This window comes from Brucella haematophila (assembly GCF_005938105.1).
Lineage (GTDB): Bacteria > Pseudomonadota > Alphaproteobacteria > Rhizobiales > Rhizobiaceae > Brucella > Brucella haematophila.
On sequence record NZ_VCPE01000006.1, the window covers coordinates 224,876 to 243,684 of the forward strand.

Here is an 18,809-nt window from a genome sequence, read left to right on the forward strand (position 1 = left end):
TCAACCGTTTTTAGATGGTGACTTTAATGTATGCCCGCTTGCTCAAAACACTCGTAGAAGTTGCACCCTCAAATGTCACGCCTGTATGGCTTCTGTTCTACTGGCGGCTCTTGAAGGGCGAAGCCGAAGGCGATCATGCGGAAGCATGGTCCGCTTTGCCTGACTATCTTCCGCCTGATATCCGTTGCCCATCGCTGGACGAAGCCGCCGTCATCCTCGTAGATCATGAGTTGATTTAAAATAGGATGCGAACGCAGAAGGCAGTTTATATGACTTTGTTTTTAAATGACTTTCAGACTTTCCGCTTAAGATGGAACCGCAGTTCTTACTTAAAATTGATTTTCGGCCTGCTTTACGGCTTTTTCAAAGAGGGGTTCGGAGGCTCTTAAAAGCCCCTCTTTTAGAGCAGCATAAATAAAATCAACGATTTGCGGATAATTAAAAGGATGTGGCGGATTTTTTGAGGGCAGTTTAAAAGCCAGAGCCCATTTTCCTGCGTTAGTGGGAATCTCGCTTGACTTTCCGATTTCAAGTGTCAAATTTGCTCTATCAGCCGCCCTCACAGGCCACTAATTAAGCCTTTGAAATAATGCATATTTTCAGATAATTTCACGTAATTTCGGACAATCCCATAAAATCTAATAACGAGTGTCAAACAACATGCGGACAGATGCGGGAATGAGCGCTTGGTAGAAATTTCTTGCCTGATCTGTGAAGCGTCCAACAGCAGCGGTCGATCCATTTATGGAAGCAAGCAGATCATTCGTTGCCTCAAGCTGGTTTCTAACGGAAACAGAGCTTTCCTGGGCGTCCCTGCGAACATCTCTCAAGCCTGCTTCAACATCACCAAGACGTGCCAGAAAAACATCTTGATAATTGTTCTCCTGAAGCTGGCCCAGCTCAGTGGCAACCGCATGCCATTTTCTTTTTTCGCTGGTCACGGCCAGTTCCTCGATCCAATGCGCCGATGCCAGATGGCATTCTGTCGTATTGAGCGGCGTATGGTCGTCAACTGCCTTCTCATAAATCCGCACATAGTCATCGATATAAGCATCAAGCCCGGCGACTGATCGCATATAGAGCATCACACCGTGTGCATCGTCTGCATCATATTCGGATATGGCTTGCGTCACATTTTCAATCGTTGTTGGCTGGGCCAAGAGCCCAACGCCGAAGTTCCAATCCCGCCAGTGCTCCATATTCTCGGTCGAAAGGCGACCAGCAAAGCCGCGTGCGTCACAGACGATCACGCTACAGCCCACTGTCGCCGCTTCGATTGCCATTCTCGCGGTTGCAAAAACGACGTCGTAATTCAGGAGATCTTTTTCGATTTCACCCGAAATCTTACCCGTCGCTGGCCCCATCTCGTCCAGCGTGACATTCATATTCGCGCAGGCTTGCCGCACCGCCTGTTGATGTTCGCGGTTTTTGGTGAGTAACAGCCCCCGCACGGGCTTTGTCGGAAGAGGCTCTCGCGGCTTGAAGCGCTTCAAATCCACCGCGTTGTGAATGATGCTCAAGCGATCCGACGGAACGCCGCGTGACAGACTTTTCGCCCGGCACGCCTCATCAACCGCCACCCATTGACGAATTTGCGGATGAAGCATCGGCGCCTCAACCTCAAAAAAAGAGCTGTGGCACGTAAACACGACAGGCACATCGGGAAATCGCGCCATGGCGATTAGCGTCGGCGTCAAATGATGGGCATGAATAACATCAGGCTTCTCGGCGATTTCGCTGATACGATCATGGACTTTATGGCCCCTCGCGCGCATTCCTAGCGCCAGACCGCCCAGCGTGGGGGCAAAGACCACCACTTCATGCCCCGCCTGACGCAAGCCATCGGCCAACAGGGCCGACACGGTTTCCGTGCCCGAATTCGAGTGTATGAACAGATTTGTGATAAGAACGCGCACTCTGGAAAGCCCTTGCAATTTATAGTTAGTGTGCGAAGGATTAGCCTATATACGACGCAGAGGCCACATGCCCACACCAACACGGAACATCCTGATTCTGGCTCATCCGGGCCACGAACTTAGAATTCACCATTGGTTAGAGCTGCACCGGCCGACGGTATATTTATTGACGGATGGATCAGGCGGCAAGCTATCATCCAGAACCCACTATTCCAGAGCTGTTATTGAAAACGCAGGCGGGTTGCCCGGTGCTGTCTTCGGCACAATAACAGACAAGGCGTGGTACAGCGCGATACTGGGTGGTCAAAGCGCACTTTTCACAACAATGCTCAATGCAATTCTCGATGATATCCCTCTGGACCGGCCTGTGGAGATTATTTCTGATGCATTGGATGGCTACAATCCGATGCACGATATGGCCTGGGCGTTTGGTAAAATGGTGCAGCATCGTCTTGTCGCATCGGCCATTTCGGCTCGTCATCTCTGTTCTGCGGCAACCACAAATGTTACGGGAAAAACTGAAGTCGTGCTTCAGCTGGATTCAGCCGCGCGAAGCAGAAAGATTGCCGCAGTCGAAAAATACACGCCTCTGGCGGAAGAAGCGCAGAGAATTTTGGCCTGCGACCCGACCGCTTTCGATCAGGAAACACTTCTTTCGCAAGATTTTGATTGGCAGAATGACTATTCGCCGCATTGGGAAGCTGTCGGACAAAGCCGCGTCCAAAGCGGCCTTTACTCCGAGTGCATCACCTATGACGGACATATCCGTCCGATCTGGAAGCGGATGTTCTCTGAAACCTGTACCCGTTCATCCCTTACTATGGGCTAATTCTTCAAACTCTCGTCGAAAATGAAAGCCGGGCCGACAACGCGAACCGTCCGGTCCGTCAATGGCGCGAAAGCAGCTGTGGCGACCGTATCAACCGTATCGGCATTGCGTGCCGGGCGATTGTCCGGCATCGGCATGACCACATTGCGCATGGCTTTGGCGGATCGATTGCTAGAACGCAGCTCGCTTACCTTGGCGACATAGCCCGCCCAGTCGCATTTCTGGAAATCACCGCCGCCTTGATAATTATAAGCCGTCGGCAGATCGACATAGGATTTGCCGCTGGTGGCGGAAATCATATCTGCCGTTTCGCCATTCGGGTCACTCAGAACATAGAGATCGACATTTTGATTCTGGCAGATGAACCGGCATTGAGCCAGCGTTTCCGAGGTGCTGTTGGCTTTGTCGAATTGCGAATGCGGCGCCGGGAACAGATAACCGTCCGAAAGGCGAACACAATAGGTCAGTGCACCTTTTCCTCCCCAGGACGGCGTAGACTTGTCGTCGGTTTTTGCCGTGACAGTCGCTGCCTTTGGCCGGTCCACGCGGGCGCTCTGTGTTGCAGATGATGCGTCGGAGCAGGACCGTGACGCGAGCCCGGCTGAAATCTGCCGCTGAACTTCCGCAATGCGCACCGACAGGTCGCGGCAAGCATTGAACAGCCCCCCGCCGCTGTCGCCTTTGCACCCGCGCCCCCGCTCCATGGCGCGCAAGGCAGTAAGCTGTCTTTGCGCCATAAGCTCAGAAGCACTGGCCGCCTGCGAACATGCCGCCGACGCCAGTTGCGGGTAAGCTAAGAAGCCAATCAAGAGAAGCAGGGCGACAGTTTTTGTCATGACAACACCCTCTGGTCTTCAACCTTTGAGTTCTACCGCGTTGACAAGATGTGCAGCGGTACGTCGATCGTGGGGGATGAATGCGTAGCATTCAGCACTTCATCGGGGTCCATGTCCGACAACAGCGCTGCAAGCGCCAGACGCAGATAGAGGGGGGCGTCGGGCCGTTCGATTGATTTGAGCGCGATGCGCGATATGCCGAGTGCGTAAGCCAGTTCCTGTTCGGACGTATTCAGAGATGCACAAATCTTCGCAAGTTTATCATATGCGCGTCTGCCCATTATCGTGTTCCCTCATCTGAAATGAATATGGCGACGCCGTCAGCCGCCATTAAAATTACCATTTTACATTCAGTCCAATATTGCCTTCCCAGCTGCGCGTTCGCTCTCCTCCGAGATTGGTTGTGTAGTCGGCCGTCGCAAACAGACTGGCCTTTTCCGTTACATCGATTGTTACCCCGCCGCCCACTTCCAGCGAGGTGCCTTTCAAATTCGTGGTGATAGGATCGGTGCCAAAGATGACGACCTGATCCGATGAAAAATTCTGCCAGAGATTGGCCTTCAGATAGGGGCGCAGCTTGCCGAACGATGTGTCTTGCGTACCCTGCAAGCGCATGCCGATGCGACCGGTCCACGCATTGTCGGAATCAAATGTCACGCTGGAATAGCTGTCTGCCTGATCATCGAGCGACAGATGCTGCCAGATCAGTTGAGCCTGTGGCTCCAGTGTCCAGTTGCCGCCCAGCGCCACCGGATAGCCGCCTTCCAGCGAGGCCGTCACGCCATGACCGCCGACATCGATACTTTGCTGTGCGTTGGAACTGGCGCTGCCGTCGAACCATGTCCCCATCAACACGGCATCAAGATACCAGCCTTGCGGGCCAATATGAGTCCAGTAGCCGCCGAAACTGGTGCCCGAAACGTCCAGATCGCCAACTGCAAGATCGTTCCAGCCAAGCGCCTGACCGGTAATGTCGCCCGTGGCACGCGCATAACCGAAGAAGACGCCGAAGCGATCAAAATGACCGCCGGACGATTCATAACCGAACAAATCCTGCCCAACCTGAACGCCGAGAAGACTGCCATCGACGCCGGGCCCAACCGTGCCCTTCCACTTCATCTCCACGTCCTGACCGAACACCCGCATCCAGCTTGACGGCAGATAGCCGCCGCTCTTGAGCAGGTCCTGTTCGCCCCGGCGCTCATGAAATGTGCCGAGCGTGGTCAGCGCCAGATGATGCGCGACTGGCGGCAGCGCGGAATAGACCGGCACCTCTTCGCGATAAAGCGTGACGACATCGCCTTCAACAGGCGTCGCATCAGCCGATGGCGGCGCAACACCTGGCGCCGGGAGCGGCACAGGCGTTGGTACGACAGGTGCGGTCGGCGTAATTCCCTGCACGATTGTCGAGCGCAGATACCAGTTTTCTGTCGTGTTGGCGGAGACGCCGCCCTTGAACAGGTAATATTGGTATGCACCCGCCGCGAGAGGCTCATTCAGCGCAAAAGCGCCCGCAGTCGTGGTCGCGCCGTTGAGCGCCTGTACCACCATGATACCATCGGTAGCAGTTCTGGCACCCGCACCACCGACATTGTTCACCTCGATTGTGGTGTTGCCGGAAGCGGTACCACTGTCGATCACCAGTCTGTCCGATGGCGAACCATCGCCCGCCAATACCGTATCGATGAGCAACAGTCCGTTCTGTCCGGTATAGTTGCCCGTGATCGTCAAACTGTCGGTCGTGCTGGAGCCGCCATTTGTCAGGTCGATGCGGCCCGCATTGACCACATTGACCAGTTGTCCCGCCGTGAAAGGCACGATACTCGACTGTGCAGAGCCGCCCAGAATGGTGCTCGTCGCGTCGATATTGAGCGTGCCCGTGCCGGTTCCGGCGTCACCCAGCGTGAACGCCGTATCGAAAGTCAGACTGGTATTGTTGGTAAGATTGACGGTTTCCCAACTGTCAAAGCGGCTGACACCACCTGCCACGACATTGTCGAAGGTCAGGCTGTCGATCCCCACACCACCGGTGATGCGCGACGTTGCGCCGATATTGGCATCGGTCAGATTGGCGAGCACGGCAACGTCGTTGTCCCCGCCGAGATCAACAAAGCCATTCACGACGCCGCCACCGTTCCAGGTGAACTGATCGTTGCCGACGCTCATGAGAACATTGCCGCCAATCGTACCGCCTGTGATTGTCACGCTGTCCGCGCCACCGCTGACGCTGATATTGCCGCCGATGCTGCCGTTGGAAATGATGATCGTATCAGTGTCGAAACCCGTCACCAGATTTCCGTCGATGATGCCGCCCGACATATTGAAGTAGTTTTTGTCGAGCTTCATATCCACACGACCGATACGCCCGCCCGTCATGACGGCATAATCACCATCTTCGAAGGCACCGACAATCCGTCCGCCCGACATGAAAAACGTATCGCGGGCATCACCCTGATTGAGCGACCCGATCTGGCCACCAGTCATCTGGAAATCGTCGATACCCGCGCCCTGCTGGACATTGCCCGTCACAGAGCCGCCGGTAATGACAAAGGCGTCTGCCCCACTTCCCTGATCGACATTGCCGACAATCGACCCCGAATGCAGTTCGATGCGGTCTGCCCCGGCTCCGAAGGTCACATTGCCATTGACCGTGCCGCTGCCGCCTTCGGGCAGCAGGAGCGTGTTGTTGCCGCTTGTATCCGTCAGACCTGCTGCGGAGGTGCCGCTATCACAGATGAAAACATCGTCACCAGCAGTCGGTGTAAACACACACGCTGCCTGAGCATCCCCAGATTGCAGAAGCACAGCGCCAACCGTGAACAGCGCCGTCGTGGAAAGCAATAGGGCGGCCGTCAATCCGCGAACACCTAAATGCATCGAAACCCCTCAGTTCATTGCATTAAAGCCCTGGGGCATTAAGAAACTAATTTAATTTGAGGGGCAATACTTAAATTTACAGTAGATAATTTCAAATCTTCATAGAAGATAAACAAATATTAGCAACATCGATTAAACTGTAAGAAACTTATTGATTTTGTTAAAAAAATAACGGTGGCACCTCAAATTTACTATAAATGACCAATGTGGGCTGCCGCGAATAAAAGTGCTCCTTTGCTCAGTATCCGTAACTTCAGCCACCGTGGCTGGAGCGACGACGACAGATTCGACCACAACGAAAGCCGTCATCCATGCAATATTTCGGCAGTATTTGCATCGGTTGCATTGCTGGCAAAGCGCCTCATTATAGGAAGAGTAACGCGCTGGATCGAGGAGGTGCACCATGGAGCGGTTCACGGGTGGTTGCCTGTGCGGCAATGTCCGGCTGGTAGCTACGGGGCGTCCCTATCGGGTGGGCCTCTGTCATTGTCTGGATTGTCGCAAGCATCACGGGGCGCTCTTTCATGCCTCGGCGATATTCCCGCTGAATGCAGTCACGGTTAGCGGCGAGACGCGCGATTATGCCGGACGGCATTTCTGCCCGCGCTGTGGTTCCACGGTCTTTGGCCAGTCTGGTGATGAGATCGAGATCAATCTGGGCTCACTGGATGCCCCCGATCAATTCGTGCCGACCTACGAGCTTTGGACGATCCGCCGCGAGAGCTGGTTGCCACCCTTTCCGCTCAAGAAGCGCTATGAGCGTGACCGCGATAATCAAGGCCGCTTCGAAGAATAGAACAAGCATGCGGCAAAGCTGCGCTGGATAAGCCGGAGACGAGCGCCTATATCCGGCAGGTACAACCCTGAAAGCCTCGTCATGACCGTTCTCATCAACCAGCCGCATCCATCGATAGACATTGCTTCCATTCAGGAACTGGTGGCCACATTTTATGGACGAGCGCGGGAAGATGAGTTGCTCGGGCCGATCTTTGCGGAGGCCGTGCATGACTGGGATCATCATATTGCGCAGATTGCGCAATTCTGGTCGTCGGTCATTCTCAAGACCGGCGGATATGAAGGGCGACCCATGCCGCCACATCTCAAGCTCAATTTGAAGAATGAGCATTTCGACCGCTGGCTTGCGCTATTCGAGCAAACCGCACGCGATATTTATCCTGCGGAAGCGGCGATCATCTTCATCGACCGCGCAAGGCGCATTGCCGACAGCTTCGAAATGGCCATTGCAACGCAAGCGGGGCGTATCGCCGCCCCGCGTCATGCTCGCCGTCCGCTATAGTGTCTGAATCAAAAAAGCGACAGGCCATGGCGAAAATGGTGATTTCGAGAACCGGAGCTTGAGCCGTACTTAAAGGTACGTGAGCACCGGAAGCGCAGAAATTGCCATTTGCAGACCAGCATGGCGGCTTTTGGATCAGACACTCAGGCGGCGGGCTTCGACTTATCTGCTTCCAGCTGCTTTTCGTGACGCAGCAGCATGCCGAAGAGATCGCGTGGCTCATCCGGATCGGCCAGCAGGTCGAGCTGCTCGTAAAGGCCTGTATCCTTCAGCTTGTCACGCACGTAACGCAGCGCCGAAAAATCTTCCGTGGCAAAGCCGACGGAGTCGAACAGGGTGATCTGGCGCGCATCCTTGCGGCCTTCTGCCTTGCCGGCGATGACTTCCCACAACTCGTTGACCGGATAGTCTTCTGGCAGTTGCTGGATTTCACCTTCAATGCGGGTCTGCGGCGGATATTCGACGAAAATATCGGAGCGACGCAGAATATCGCCGTGCAATTCGGTCTTGCCCGGGCAATCGCCACCAACGGCATTGATATGCACGCCCGCGCCAACCGTATTGTCGGTCAGGATGGTGGCATTGGCCTTGTCAGCCGTCACAGTCGTGATGATGTCGGCACCCTCGACCACTTCCTCAACCGACTTGCAGGCGACGATGTCAAAGCCTGCATGGGCCAAGTTGCGCATGCATTTCGCGGTCGCTTCCGGATCGAGATCATACAGGCGAAGTTTGTTAACGCCGAGCAGCGCCTTGAACGCCATGGCCTGGAATTCGCTCTGCGCGCCATTACCGATGATCGCCATGGTGCGGGCATTCTTCGGCGCGAGATATTTGGCGGCAACCGCAGAAGTGGCAGCCGTGCGCAGCGCCGTCAGGATCGTCATTTCGGTCAGGAGCATCGGATAGCCGCTGCCGACATCGGCCAGAACGCCGAAAGCCGTGACAGTCTGAAGACCCTCACGCGTGTTCTTCGGGTGGCCGTTGACATATTTGAAGCCATAGAGCGTGCCGTCGCTCGTCGGCATCAGCTCGATCACGCCTTCGCGGGAGTGGGACGCAACACGCGGGGTCTTGTCGAAATTTTCCCAGCGACGAAAGTCCTCTTCCACATAATCGGCGAGTTCCTTCAGGAAAGTCTCGACACCGATGGAAAGCACCAGCTTCATCATGTTGTCGACACTGACGAAGGGGACGATGTTGAGGTTCGGCTGGGTCATTCAAATTCTCCTTAAACACGCTCCGAAAGACTGACACGACCTTCGGAACGCATTGCGTATTGATACAATGATCGGAGCGTCATTCTGTTGCCTCGGGCCGCAGCAATGGCCCGTGCAGACAGGTGAGGCGCCTTAGTAGCTGATCGTCGGACGATCCATGACGCTGCGGCCCAGAAGGCTTGCCATCAGGTCGACCATGACCGTGGCTGTGCGGCCGCGTTCATCAAGGAACGGGTTCAGCTCGACAAGGTCGAGGCTCGTCACCAGGGCGCTGTCATGCAGCATTTCCATGATGAGATGCGCCTCGCGGAAGGTCGCGCCGCCCGGAACCGTGGTGCCGACAGCTGGTGCAACCGACGGGTCAAGGAAATCGACGTCGAGGCTGACATGCAGCAGGCCGTCTTCCGCTTTCACGCGGTCGAGGAAACGGCGCAACAGAGCGGCCACGCCGTGCTCGTCAATCATGCGCATGTCGAAAACCGAAACCTTGGTTTTCTGGATGGCCAGACGTTCCGCCGGATCGACGCTTCGGATACCCAGCATGCAGACATTGTGCGGATCGATAGCGGCTTCAAGCTTTGGGAAATAGCCTTCGAAGCCCTTCTGCCCGGTATAATAGGCGACCGGCGTGCCATGCAGATTGCCGCTGGTTGTGGTTTCCAGCGTGTGGAAATCCGTATGCGCATCAAGCCAGAGCACGAACTGCTTGCGACCCTTTGCGACGGCGCGGCGCGCAATGCCCGGAACCGTTCCGGCGGCCAGAAGATGATCGCCGCCGAGGAAAATCGGGAAGCCCTCTTCGCTCTCGCGGAAAGCCGCATCGCTGATCGCCTCAATCCATGCAACTGCGCTTGGCAGCGCCTTGATCGCGTGGTTTGGATGTTCCTGCGGGGCCTTTGCAGCCAGAGCGGGGCTTGGAACCAGATTGCCGAGATCCGTAAAGCCGTGACCAAGCTCGCGGATGGCATCCGCAATACCGGCAGCTCGGTAGGAATCGGGACCCATATTGCAGCCTGCGCGGCCAGTGCCTTCCTGAACGGGCAGTCCCAAAATCTTGCAATGCATTAAACAAGGTTCCTTCTGATTATTGTCCCAAGATTCATCATTTTTATTTGGCGATGTGAACCAACCGGATTGGCAATTTTATCGGTTTGGTTTATCAGAATGTCGGATTGGCTTTTCAAATTGGAGAAACTATGGACGATCTGGATGAAAAGCTTATTACGCTTTTGCGCCATAACGGCCGCCGCAGCATTTCCGACATTGCGATCGACCTTGGCGTTTCCCGAGCAACGATACGTGCGCGCATGGAGCGGCTGGAACGTTCAGGCGATATTCTGGGCTATACGGTCATTCTGCGCTCCGACGCTGTCGACCTGCCGGTGCGCGGCATCATGATGATCGAAATCGAGGGCCATGTCGCCGACCGTGTGGTCAAGGCGCTTGGCGGTTTCTCGGAAATTTCCGCCGTCCACACCACCAATGGTCGTTTCGATCTGGTGGTTGAGCTGGGCGCGGCCACCCTCACCGACTTCGATGCAGTGCTGCGTCGTATCCGCCTGGTGCCCGGCATCAAGGCCAGCGAAACGAACCTGCTGCTGGCCACGCCGCGTTCGACACGCGCCAGGCTCTGATTATTCAAGTATCGCAAAGAAAAAGCCCGGTCTCGCGACCGGGCTTTTTTCATTTTCAATATCAGGCGAGAGCCGGATAATCCGTATAGCCCTTGGCGCCACCGCCATACATATGCTGCTGGTCCAGTTCGTTGAGCGGCGCATTTTCCTTCAGACGGCGCACGAGGTCCGGATTGGAAATGAACGGCTTGCCGAATGCCACCAAATCGGCGCGACCGCTTGCAATTTCTTCCTCGGCCAGCTCGCGGTCATAGCCATTATTGACCATCCAGGCGGCATCGCCGCCAGCGTCGCGATAGACCTGCTTCAGATGAGCATAGTCGAAAGGCTGCGGGCCCTGCTGGAAGTCACGCGGACCGCCGGTTGCGCCTTCGATAATATGGACATAGGCAAGGCCATAAGCGGCAAGCTTGTCGATGACATAATCGAACAATGGCTGCGGATCGGAATCCGAGGCATCATTGGCGGGCGTGACCGGCGAAAGACGGATACCGACCTTGCCTGCATCGACCGTCTTGGTGATCGCATCGACCACTTCGAACAGGAAGCGCGCGCGATTTTCAATCGAGCCGCCATATTCGTCGGTGCGCTGATTGCTGCCCGAACGCAGGAACTGGTCGATCAGATAGCCATTGGCCGCATGAATTTCGACACCGTCGAAGCCGGCAACGTCAATCGCATCCTTGGCGGCTTTGGCATAGGTGGCGACGATTTCTGCAATCTCGCTCTTTTCCAGCGCGCGCGGCTCGGAGGTCGGCGCGAATTCGCCCGTGCCATCAGGATGAACCAGATAGGTCTTCGACTTGGCAATGATTGCCGAAGGTGCAACCGGCTTGCCGCCATTCGGCTGCAAGGTGTTGTGGGAAATACGGCCCACATGCCACATCTGCACGACGATCTTGCCGCCAGCGGTGTGCACGGCATCGGTTACGCGCTTCCAGCCAGCGAGCTGCTCGGCCGAATAAAGGCCCGGAACATCGGCATAGCCCTGCCCCTGATGGCTGATCGGCGTTGCCTCGGTGATGATGAGGCCAGCACTGGCGCGCTGCTCGTAATAGGTGACGTTAAGGTCATTCGGCACGGCGCGCGGCGAGCGATTGCGCGTCAGCGGCGCCATCACAACGCGGTTGGCAAGCTTCAGATCACCGACGGTGACAGGATCGAACAAGGTGGCCATAGTGCATTTCCTTCAAGTTGGAAAAGTTGGGCAAGTTGGAAAAGTTGGTCAAACGGGAAAGCTGGTCAAAGACCGGATAGCGACGCGATGAAGGCGGCAATTGCCTCTTCGTCACGTTTGTAGAACGTCCATTGGCCGACACGATGGGGCGTTATCAGCCCCGCTTTTGTCAGCACGGACAAATGGGCTGAAACGGTGGATTGAGACAGACCGCACCGTTCGAACTGGCCCGCGCAAACGCCCATCTCCAAAGACATGTGCTGAGCGGAGAAATGTTCCTCCGGCTGTTTGAGCCAGCTCAAAATTTCGAGACGCACCGGATTGCTAAGTGCCTTGAATATCTCATCCAAGGGTATCGCCGAGACTGTGGATTGAACGTCCGACATTGCAATCACCTCGCTGATCTAATGCATATCGTCATTTCACGATATAGATATCGCTGAAACCCGATTTAAAAAGGGGTGAGGTGTTCACATCGGCGTGAACGGCCAAACTGCCGCCTTTCCTGTGGAACATCGATACCGCCTTGATTGCGCCGAACGGACATCCGACTATGTTCGCTGCAAATATTTGAGATTGGAATGAAGATGGCGGACGACAGCAAGCGCATTGCCGGAATTATCGCGGCGGAAATCAACGCAAAGCCAGAGCAGGCACTCGCCGCTATCGGTCTGCTGGACGAAGGCTCGACCGTGCCCTTCGTCGCGCGCTACCGCAAGGAAGTCACCGGCGGGCTCGACGATACGCAGTTGCGTCAGTTGTCCGAACGCCTTGCCTATCTGCGTGAGCTTGAAGCGCGCCGCACATCCATTCTGGAATCGATCCGTAGTCAGGAAAAGCTGACGCCCGAACTGGAATTGAAGATCGCCAATGTCCAGACCAAGGCCGAGCTGGAAGATCTTTATCTGCCCTACAAGCCGAAGCGCCGCACCCGTGCGGAAATCGCCCGCGAGCGCGGCCTTGGACCTCTGGCCGAGGCGATCCTCACCGACCGCCGCCTTGTGCCTGCCGAGATTGCGGCGTCCTATGTCACCGGCGAAGTCGCCGATGTGAAAGCAGCACTCGATGGCGCGCGCGACATCATCGCCGAAGGTTTTGCGGAAAATGCCGAGCTGATCGGCAATCTGCGCAACTATCTGAAGGACCGCGCCGTTCTGCGTTCACGCGTTGTCGACGGCAAGCAGGAGGCAGGCGCGAAGTTCTCGGATTATTTCGATCATTTTGAACGCTGGGCCACCGTCGCCGGTCACCGTGCGCTCGCCATGCTGCGCGGACGCAACGAGGATTTTCTGTCGCTCGACATCGAAATCGATGCCGACGACACCTCACCTGTGAAACCCGTCGAGCGCAAGATCGCTGCCGCCTATGCAATTGGCGGCACGCTGCCGGGCGACCGGTGGCTTATGGAAGTGGCAGGCTGGGCATGGCGCGTGAAGCTCTCGCTCTCGCTTTCGCTCGACCTGATGCGCGACCTGCGCGAGCGCGCCGAAGAAGAGGCGATCAATGTTTTCGCCCGCAATCTGAAAGACCTGTTGCTGGCTGCACCTGCCGGTTCGCGCGCCACGATGGGTCTCGATCCGGGCATCCGCACAGGCGTCAAGGTAGCGGTGGTCGACGGCACGGGAAAACTGCTCGACACCACCACCGTCTACCCCTTCCCGCCGAAAAACGATGTGCGCGGCACACAGGCTGAACTCGCCAGCCTTGTCCGCAAGCACAAGATTGAACTCATCGCGATTGGCAACGGCACCGGTAGTCGCGAAACGGAACGTCTTGTCGTGGACATGCTGTCGGACATGCCAGCGCCAAAACCGCTGAAAGTCATCGTGTCGGAAGCTGGTGCATCGGTCTATTCGGCATCGGAAGCCGCCGCTTCGGAATTCCCGCAGCTGGACGTTTCGCTGCGCGGTGCGGTTTCCATTGCGCGCCGCTTGCAGGACCCATTGGCCGAACTGGTCAAGATCGAGCCGAAATCCATCGGCGTCGGCCAATACCAGCATGATGTCGACCAGATACGCCTTGCCCGCGCTCTCGATGCCGTTGTGGAAGACGCGGTGAACGCGGTTGGTGTCGATCTGAACACGGCATCCGCCTCCTTGCTTGCCCGCGTGTCGGGGCTTGGCACATCCATCGCCGAGGCCATTGTGGCCCATCGCGATGCCGAAGGCGCTTTCAAGAACCGCAAGGAACTGCTCAAAGTTGCGCGTCTTGGCAACCGCACTTTCGAGCAATGCGCGGGCTTCCTGCGTATTCCGAACGGTAGTGAACCGCTCGACGCTTCATCGGTTCACCCGGAAGCCTATGGCGTGGCGAAGAAGATCGTGGCCGCATGCGGTCGCGATGTGCGTTCGCTGATGGGCGACAGCGTGGCGCTGAAAAGCCTCGACCCGCGGGTTTTCGTGGATGAACGGTTCGGCCTGCCGACCGTGCGCGACATCATTGCCGAACTGGACAAGCCGGGCCGCGATCCGCGTCCGGAATTCAAGACCGCAACCTTTGCCGACGGCATTGACGACATCAAGGACCTGAAACCCGGCATGATGCTGGAAGGCACCGTGACCAACGTGGCGGCCTTCGGTGCTTTCGTGGATATCGGCGTGCATCAGGATGGTCTGGTCCATGTCTCGCAACTCGCAGACCGCTTCATCAAGGACCCGCATGAAGTGGTGAAAGCAGGCGATGTGGTGAAGGTGCGCGTGGTGGAAGTGGATGTACCGCGCAAGCGCATCGGCCTTTCTATGCGCAAAGATGGTGGCGATGCCACCGGGCGCAAAGATGGTGGCGATGCCCCGGCTCCGCGTGGTCCCAACACCCGTGACCAACGCCCGGCCAAAAACTTCACGCCGCAGCGCAAGCAGGAACAGCCCGCAACAGGCGGGTTCGGCGCTGCACTGCTGGAAGCAATGAAGAAGAAATAAGAACCAGACGGCCTTCACCACCCACGTGAAGGCCGTTTCACACTTTTCGTGATGCGCTTATCTATTTGTTTCTACGCATTATCCTACGCAAAACCGCTACGCACTTTTGCTGGAAATGCTCTAGTTTTGTACCTGCGGCACCGGGCGTTTTGCCTGCCCGGCCAACCGTCGGCCAAAGGCGATCATCGGCTTTTCAACAAAACGATAGGTCAGGCTGGAAACGGCAAAGGCAGCCACCACGCAGAGCACCATCGTTATCAGGTCGCTCCACAAGCCGGTCGGCGGCAGGAACAGAAAGATCGTCCAGAACACCGGCACGTGAAAGAGATAGATTGAATAGCTGATTTCGCCCGTCGCGGCCAAAACTTCGGATTTCGGTCGCATGGTCCAGAGTGACAGCAGAAAAACCGCATAGGCCGCGATATAGGCGGCAATGACCGGAAACTTGCCGACGATGAAGAATGTGTCGTTCCGGGCCAGCGAGAAATCACCAATCGAACCGATAATGCTCATCTGCACGACCACCAGCACCAGCGCGGTCCAGACCGCGTGCGGCGCCTTTTCGATAACGGCGAGACGCAAGAGCAGACCACAAAACAGAAACGACAAATGCAGCCCGATATAGATCACCGGCAAGTTGATGCCGAACGAGCGCAGCATGAACGGCACGCCGGTGGAAGCCGCCAGCAGCAGCCCGGCAGCGAAGATCATCAGCGGCTGACGCAAAACGCCCGCCATGAAAGCCAGTGCGATCAGGACATAGAAGGCAAGCTCGATAAAGAGCGTCCAATAAACGCCCGACAGCCACGGCTGGCCGAACATATTTGCCGCCATGGTCACGTTGGCGGCCAGTGTTTTCAATTCCGGACTGTCACCCGTAAACGTCAGATAGGCCCACATGAAAGCCAGAGACAGCCAGAAAGCCGGGTAGAGGCGGAAGAAGCGCCCTATGGCAAAACGCCGGATCGGATGCTCGCCCTTATTGCCGCTCCTGATACTGAACGGCACCACAAAACCGCTGATCAGAAAGAACAGAACAACGCCGAAACGGCCAAAGTCGAAGCTTGTGACCAAGGACATCAATATGCCGAATAGCGGCGTGTCCTTATAGGTCGCGTGATGCAGTATATCGGCGAAGAAGTGATGAAACACAACTGATGTTGCGGCTATCGCACGCAGGCCATCAATATTGGAAAAACGCGCTGCCGCCATCTCCCCTCCAGCGAAAACATTAGCTGAAGCTTATATGGAGACACCATTTCTCACAAGAAGACTTGCGCGTTTTGGTTAGCGTCAGATCTTGTTGCCGATCGGAAAGCCCGTCGACACCTTGCGCACGGGCATATCTTCGGTCGGGATGATCCAGCCGCCGCAAATGGCGATGCGCACCTCGTCGCCTTCGTCCAGCCGGATGGGATCACGCACTTCAAAATGCAGCGCAATTTCCGGCCTGGTGATGACTTCGGCCTCAATACGCGAACCACCGCCGCGATAGACGGAGCGCTTCACGCGGACCGGAATTCCGCCGGTTTCGGTGAGTTTCAGATCGGCAGCCCGCACGCAAAGCTGCGCATTGGCGCGCGGCATTTCGATGCCTGAACAGCGCACCTGCGCGCGGCTGCCCAACACCAGCGCTTCGCAATGTCCCGCTTGCGCAAAAGACACCACTTCGGCAGGCAGAACCATGCCATGGGCAATGAAGGAGGCCACCATTTCACTGGCGGGTTCTTCATAGAGCTTTCGCGGCGTATCAAATTGCTGAAGCTTGCCATGATCGAGCACCGCGATGCGATCGGCAAGCGCCATGGCTTCCGCCTGATCATGGGTGATGTAGATGATCGTGGTGCCGGTGCGCTTGTGGAACGCGGCGAACTCGTCTTCCATCGAGGCGCGCAGATGCACGTCGAGATTGGCCAGCGGCTCATCAAACAGCACCAGCGAGGGTGCCGCCACCAGACAGCGGGCGAGCGCCACGCGCTGGCGTTGTCCGCCGGAGAGGTTGGCGGGACGGCGGTCACCGAAACCGTCGAGATCGACCAGCGCAAGCGCTTCCCTCACCCGGCGCTCCCGCTCGGCCCTGGCGACCTTGGCCACGCGCAGACTGTAGCCAACATTTTCCGCCACGGTCATATGCGGCCAGAGCGCATAATTCTGGAAGACGATGCCGACCTGCCGCTTTTCTGGCGGCACGTTGCCGCCTGCATGTGAGACGCGTTTGTCGCCGATGTTAATTTCACCGCCATCAACTTCCTCGAAGCCCGCAATCATGCGCAGAAGCGTGGTCTTGCCGCAGCCGGAAGGTCCAAGAATGGCAACGAACTCGCCGTCATTCACATCCAGTGTCACGCCGGACAGAGCCTGAAACCCGTTGAACGTCTTGGATACCTGGTCGATCTTCAGTCGCGCCATGGCAGGACTCCGTTTGGAAGACGCCGCGCAAACAGATTTGTTGCAAGCATCAGCATGAATGTCACCGCAACGGCCACAATGGATAGGGCAGCCGCATAGGCGGAATCACCCGCCTGTTCGAAAGAAAACATCACCACACCCAGCGTTTCCGATCCCGACGCCCAGAGAAGCGCAGAAACCGTCAGCTCGCAAAACGCGGTCATGAAAATGAGCACGCCGCCTGCAAGCGTCGCCGGTGCGACAAGAGGAAATATAATCGTGCGCAGCCGATAGAAAAGCCCCGCACCTGCAACGCGTGCCGCCTCCTCCATCGCACGGTCAATCTGGTGCAGACCGGCAACCGTTGGCCGCAGCGCCAGCACGAAGAAGCGCGCGAGATAGGCAAACAGGATGATCCAGAGTGTATTGTACAGGCTGACGCCGATCACAGGCAGCGGTTTCAGGAACAGCAACAGACAGGCAATCGCCAGCACGACGCCGGGAAGAGCATAAGGCAGCTCGGCGGCAAAATTGAGCACCGGGGTCCAGCGCCGCTTGCGCCAGGCCAGCATATAGGCAAGCGGCACGGCGATGAGAACAGCGAAGAGTGCTGCGATCAGCGACAGCAGGATGCTGTTGCCGAAGGCGCGCGCCGCGCCGCCATGTTCCATGAGCACGAAGCGGAAATTTTCAAATGTCGCGGTGGCGAAAGTCAGCGGCACGCCATAGGCCGGGACCAGCGCCGAAAGCGTCAACCCGATCAATGGCAGTGCGAGTACAACGACAATCATCAGCCATGCCACAACTTCCGCCAGAAGACGCCAGGGGCCGAGCGCGAAAGGGGCTGCGGGCAAGGATGTGGAAACGATGCGGAAATCGCGCCTGCGCGATGCATAATCCTGCGCTGCAATGCCCGCCATGGCGATCAGCCCGATCAGCACCGACAGCACGGCAACGCTCGACAGGACCGATGGACCGCCACCGGCAAGGCGTTGATAAATCAGCGTCGGCAGGACGAGATAATTCGATGGAATACCGAGAAAAGCCGGAATGCCGAAATTGCCGACACAGGAAACAAAGGCCAGAGCGGCAGCGCCGATGATCGATGGCGTCATCAGCGGCAATATGATGGTGCGCAGCACAGTCCATTTGCTCGCACCTGCGCTCAAACCGGCCTCGACCAGTTCACGCGGCAGCTTGCGCAGGCCCGCCCGCACGATGAGAAAAACCAGCGGCCCATATTGCACGCCGAGCAGAAAGATAATGCCCCAGACGGAATAGAGCGGATTGCGACTGCCAAGTGGCGGAGCCATGCCGAGGAGTTTCAGAAACTGGCTCGATGGCCCGAACAGCTGGAGCCAGGCCAGCGCCGTTACCTGCGGTGCGATCAACAACGGCGTTACATAGAACAGCACGAAGACATTGCGGCCGCGCATATTGGTGAGGCCGACCAGCAAGGCCGCGGCAATGCCGAAGGCAAGTGCCAGCAGCGTGCCGCCAATGCCGATTTGCAGGGAATGCCATGTCGCAACCCATGTCGACTGGCTGCCCAGCGTCTCAACCAGAACCGATGTTGAAAACTGCCCCTGCGGCGCAACAAGCTCCACCAGCAGCCTGCCCATCGGCAGAAGCGACAGAACCGCCACGATCAGTGTTACGCCAACAATCAGGGCCGCATCGCGGCCCTGAAGGTCTTTCATGATACGCATCGAAATGC

General features: G+C 56.9%; 18 protein-coding genes. 6 read left to right on the forward strand and 12 right to left on the reverse strand.

Going from position 1 to position 18,809, the window contains the following annotated elements:
• Positions 1-26: 26 nt before the first annotated feature.
• The gene (locus FGI60_RS12155; RefSeq protein ID WP_138785392.1) at positions 27-239 is read left to right on the forward strand and encodes a hypothetical protein; all 213 of its coding nucleotides are present in this window, start codon (positions 27-29) and stop codon (positions 237-239) included.
• A gap of 90 nt (positions 240-329) precedes the next feature.
• Here FGI60_RS12155 and FGI60_RS12160 read toward each other — a convergent pair whose 3' ends face one another.
• Positions 330-539, reverse strand: a complete 210-nt coding sequence (locus FGI60_RS12160; protein WP_138785393.1) for a hypothetical protein — start codon at positions 537-539, stop codon at positions 330-332.
• 99 nt (positions 540-638) lie between these two features.
• The gene (locus FGI60_RS12165; protein ID WP_138785394.1) at positions 639-1,916 is read right to left on the reverse strand and encodes a glycosyltransferase; all 1,278 of its coding nucleotides are present in this window, start codon (positions 1,914-1,916) and stop codon (positions 639-641) included.
• 67 nt (positions 1,917-1,983) lie between these two features.
• On the opposite strand from FGI60_RS12165, the gene FGI60_RS12170 reads away from it, so the two are divergent.
• A complete protein-coding gene (locus tag FGI60_RS12170) occupies positions 1,984-2,745 on the forward strand; it encodes a hypothetical protein (RefSeq protein WP_138785395.1) in 762 nt (253 codons plus the stop codon).
• Here FGI60_RS12170 and FGI60_RS12175 read toward each other — a convergent pair.
• From FGI60_RS12175 to FGI60_RS12185, 3 genes are read right to left on the reverse strand one after another with little or no spacing between them, the layout of a single operon-like run.
• Complete coding sequence (locus FGI60_RS12175; protein ID WP_138785396.1) at positions 2,742-3,581, reverse strand: DUF2865 domain-containing protein; 840 nt, start codon at positions 3,579-3,581, stop codon at positions 2,742-2,744. The genes FGI60_RS12170 and FGI60_RS12175 overlap by 4 nt on opposite strands.
• Positions 3,582-3,613: 32 nt before the next feature.
• Positions 3,614-3,862 carry a hypothetical protein gene (locus FGI60_RS12180; RefSeq protein WP_078338808.1) on the reverse strand — a complete coding sequence of 83 codons (249 nt, stop codon included), beginning with the start codon at positions 3,860-3,862 and terminating at the stop codon, positions 3,614-3,616.
• Positions 3,863-3,917: 55 nt separating this feature from the next.
• Positions 3,918-6,458 carry an autotransporter family protein gene (locus FGI60_RS12185; RefSeq protein ID WP_138785397.1) on the reverse strand — a complete coding sequence of 847 codons (2,541 nt, stop codon included), beginning with the start codon at positions 6,456-6,458 and terminating at the stop codon, positions 3,918-3,920.
• Positions 6,459-6,861: 403 nt separating this feature from the next.
• On the opposite strand from FGI60_RS12185, the gene FGI60_RS12190 reads away from it, so the two are divergent.
• On the forward strand, positions 6,862-7,254 hold the full coding sequence (locus tag FGI60_RS12190) for a GFA family protein (protein WP_138785398.1): 393 nt from the start codon (positions 6,862-6,864) through the stop codon (positions 7,252-7,254).
• Positions 7,255-7,335: 81 nt separating this feature from the next.
• Positions 7,336-7,755 carry a group III truncated hemoglobin gene (locus tag FGI60_RS12195; RefSeq protein WP_138785399.1) on the forward strand — a complete coding sequence of 140 codons (420 nt, stop codon included), beginning with the start codon at positions 7,336-7,338 and terminating at the stop codon, positions 7,753-7,755.
• Positions 7,756-7,898: 143 nt separating this feature from the next.
• On the opposite strand, the gene FGI60_RS12205 is transcribed toward FGI60_RS12195, so the two are convergent.
• Both FGI60_RS12205 and rocF read right to left on the reverse strand, forming a co-directional pair.
• Entirely contained in the window at positions 7,899-8,975 is a 1,077-nt protein-coding gene (locus FGI60_RS12205) for an ornithine cyclodeaminase (RefSeq protein WP_078338812.1), read from the reverse strand.
• Between the two features lie 132 nt (positions 8,976-9,107).
• Positions 9,108-10,040: an arginase gene (gene rocF / locus FGI60_RS12210; RefSeq protein ID WP_138785401.1), complete on the reverse strand. Its 933-nt coding sequence runs from the start codon at positions 10,038-10,040 to the stop codon at positions 9,108-9,110.
• 131 nt (positions 10,041-10,171) lie between these two features.
• On the opposite strand from rocF, the gene FGI60_RS12215 reads away from it, so the two are divergent.
• Complete coding sequence (locus FGI60_RS12215) at positions 10,172-10,609, forward strand: Lrp/AsnC family transcriptional regulator (protein ID WP_078338814.1); 438 nt, start codon at positions 10,172-10,174, stop codon at positions 10,607-10,609.
• Positions 10,610-10,670: 61 nt separating this feature from the next.
• Here FGI60_RS12215 and FGI60_RS12220 read toward each other — a convergent pair whose 3' ends face one another.
• A complete protein-coding gene (locus FGI60_RS12220; RefSeq protein ID WP_078338815.1) occupies positions 10,671-11,786 on the reverse strand; it encodes an alkene reductase in 1,116 nt (371 codons plus the stop codon).
• A 65-nt stretch (positions 11,787-11,851) separates the two neighbouring features.
• Complete coding sequence (locus tag FGI60_RS12225; protein ID WP_138785402.1) at positions 11,852-12,172, reverse strand: ArsR/SmtB family transcription factor; 321 nt, start codon at positions 12,170-12,172, stop codon at positions 11,852-11,854.
• A gap of 201 nt (positions 12,173-12,373) precedes the next feature.
• Here FGI60_RS12225 and FGI60_RS12230 point away from each other — a divergent pair, with 201 nt between their 5' ends.
• A complete protein-coding gene (locus FGI60_RS12230) occupies positions 12,374-14,704 on the forward strand; it encodes a Tex family protein (RefSeq protein ID WP_138785403.1) in 2,331 nt (776 codons plus the stop codon).
• A 120-nt stretch (positions 14,705-14,824) separates the two neighbouring features.
• Here the strand turns inward: FGI60_RS12230 and FGI60_RS12235 are convergent, their stop codons facing one another.
• From FGI60_RS12235 to FGI60_RS12245, 3 genes are all read right to left on the reverse strand, one after another.
• Complete coding sequence (locus tag FGI60_RS12235) at positions 14,825-15,916, reverse strand: acyltransferase family protein (protein ID WP_138785404.1); 1,092 nt, start codon at positions 15,914-15,916, stop codon at positions 14,825-14,827.
• 81 nt (positions 15,917-15,997) lie between these two features.
• Positions 15,998-17,113 carry an ABC transporter ATP-binding protein gene (locus tag FGI60_RS12240; RefSeq protein ID WP_138785405.1) on the reverse strand — a complete coding sequence of 372 codons (1,116 nt, stop codon included), beginning with the start codon at positions 17,111-17,113 and terminating at the stop codon, positions 15,998-16,000.
• Complete coding sequence (locus tag FGI60_RS12245) at positions 17,101-18,801, reverse strand: ABC transporter permease (protein WP_078338819.1); 1,701 nt, start codon at positions 18,799-18,801, stop codon at positions 17,101-17,103. The genes FGI60_RS12240 and FGI60_RS12245 overlap by 13 nt, the downstream gene beginning before the upstream one ends.
• Between the last annotated feature and the right edge of the window lie 8 nt (positions 18,802-18,809).

Bases quoted from the DNA above. Each gene is read 5' to 3' on its own strand.
- FGI60_RS12180 (WP_078338808.1), bottom strand. From the start codon at position 3,862: ATGGGCAGACGCGCATATGATAAACTTGCGAAGATTTGTGCATCTCTG.
- rocF (WP_138785401.1), bottom strand. From the start codon at position 10,040: ATGCATTGCAAGATTTTGGGACTGCCCGTTCAGGAAGGCACTGGCCGC.
- FGI60_RS12240 (WP_138785405.1), bottom strand. From the start codon at position 17,113: ATGGCGCGACTGAAGATCGACCAGGTATCCAAGACGTTCAACGGGTTT.
- FGI60_RS12185 (WP_138785397.1), bottom strand. From the start codon at position 6,458: ATGCATTTAGGTGTTCGCGGATTGACGGCCGCCCTATTGCTTTCCACG.
- FGI60_RS12245 (WP_078338819.1), bottom strand. From the start codon at position 18,801: ATGCGTATCATGAAAGACCTTCAGGGCCGCGATGCGGCCCTGATTGTT.
- FGI60_RS12230 (WP_138785403.1), top strand. From the start codon at position 12,374: ATGGCGGACGACAGCAAGCGCATTGCCGGAATTATCGCGGCGGAAATC.
- FGI60_RS12235 (WP_138785404.1), bottom strand. From the start codon at position 15,916: ATGGCGGCAGCGCGTTTTTCCAATATTGATGGCCTGCGTGCGATAGCC.
- FGI60_RS12190 (WP_138785398.1), top strand. From the start codon at position 6,862: ATGGAGCGGTTCACGGGTGGTTGCCTGTGCGGCAATGTCCGGCTGGTA.
- FGI60_RS12205 (WP_078338812.1), bottom strand. From the start codon at position 8,975: ATGACCCAGCCGAACCTCAACATCGTCCCCTTCGTCAGTGTCGACAAC.
- FGI60_RS12170 (WP_138785395.1), top strand. From the start codon at position 1,984: ATGCCCACACCAACACGGAACATCCTGATTCTGGCTCATCCGGGCCAC.
- FGI60_RS12215 (WP_078338814.1), top strand. From the start codon at position 10,172: ATGGACGATCTGGATGAAAAGCTTATTACGCTTTTGCGCCATAACGGC.
- FGI60_RS12220 (WP_078338815.1), bottom strand. From the start codon at position 11,786: ATGGCCACCTTGTTCGATCCTGTCACCGTCGGTGATCTGAAGCTTGCC.
- FGI60_RS12175 (WP_138785396.1), bottom strand. From the start codon at position 3,581: ATGACAAAAACTGTCGCCCTGCTTCTCTTGATTGGCTTCTTAGCTTAC.
- FGI60_RS12195 (WP_138785399.1), top strand. From the start codon at position 7,336: ATGACCGTTCTCATCAACCAGCCGCATCCATCGATAGACATTGCTTCC.
- FGI60_RS12155 (WP_138785392.1), top strand. From the start codon at position 27: ATGTATGCCCGCTTGCTCAAAACACTCGTAGAAGTTGCACCCTCAAAT.
- FGI60_RS12225 (WP_138785402.1), bottom strand. From the start codon at position 12,172: ATGTCGGACGTTCAATCCACAGTCTCGGCGATACCCTTGGATGAGATA.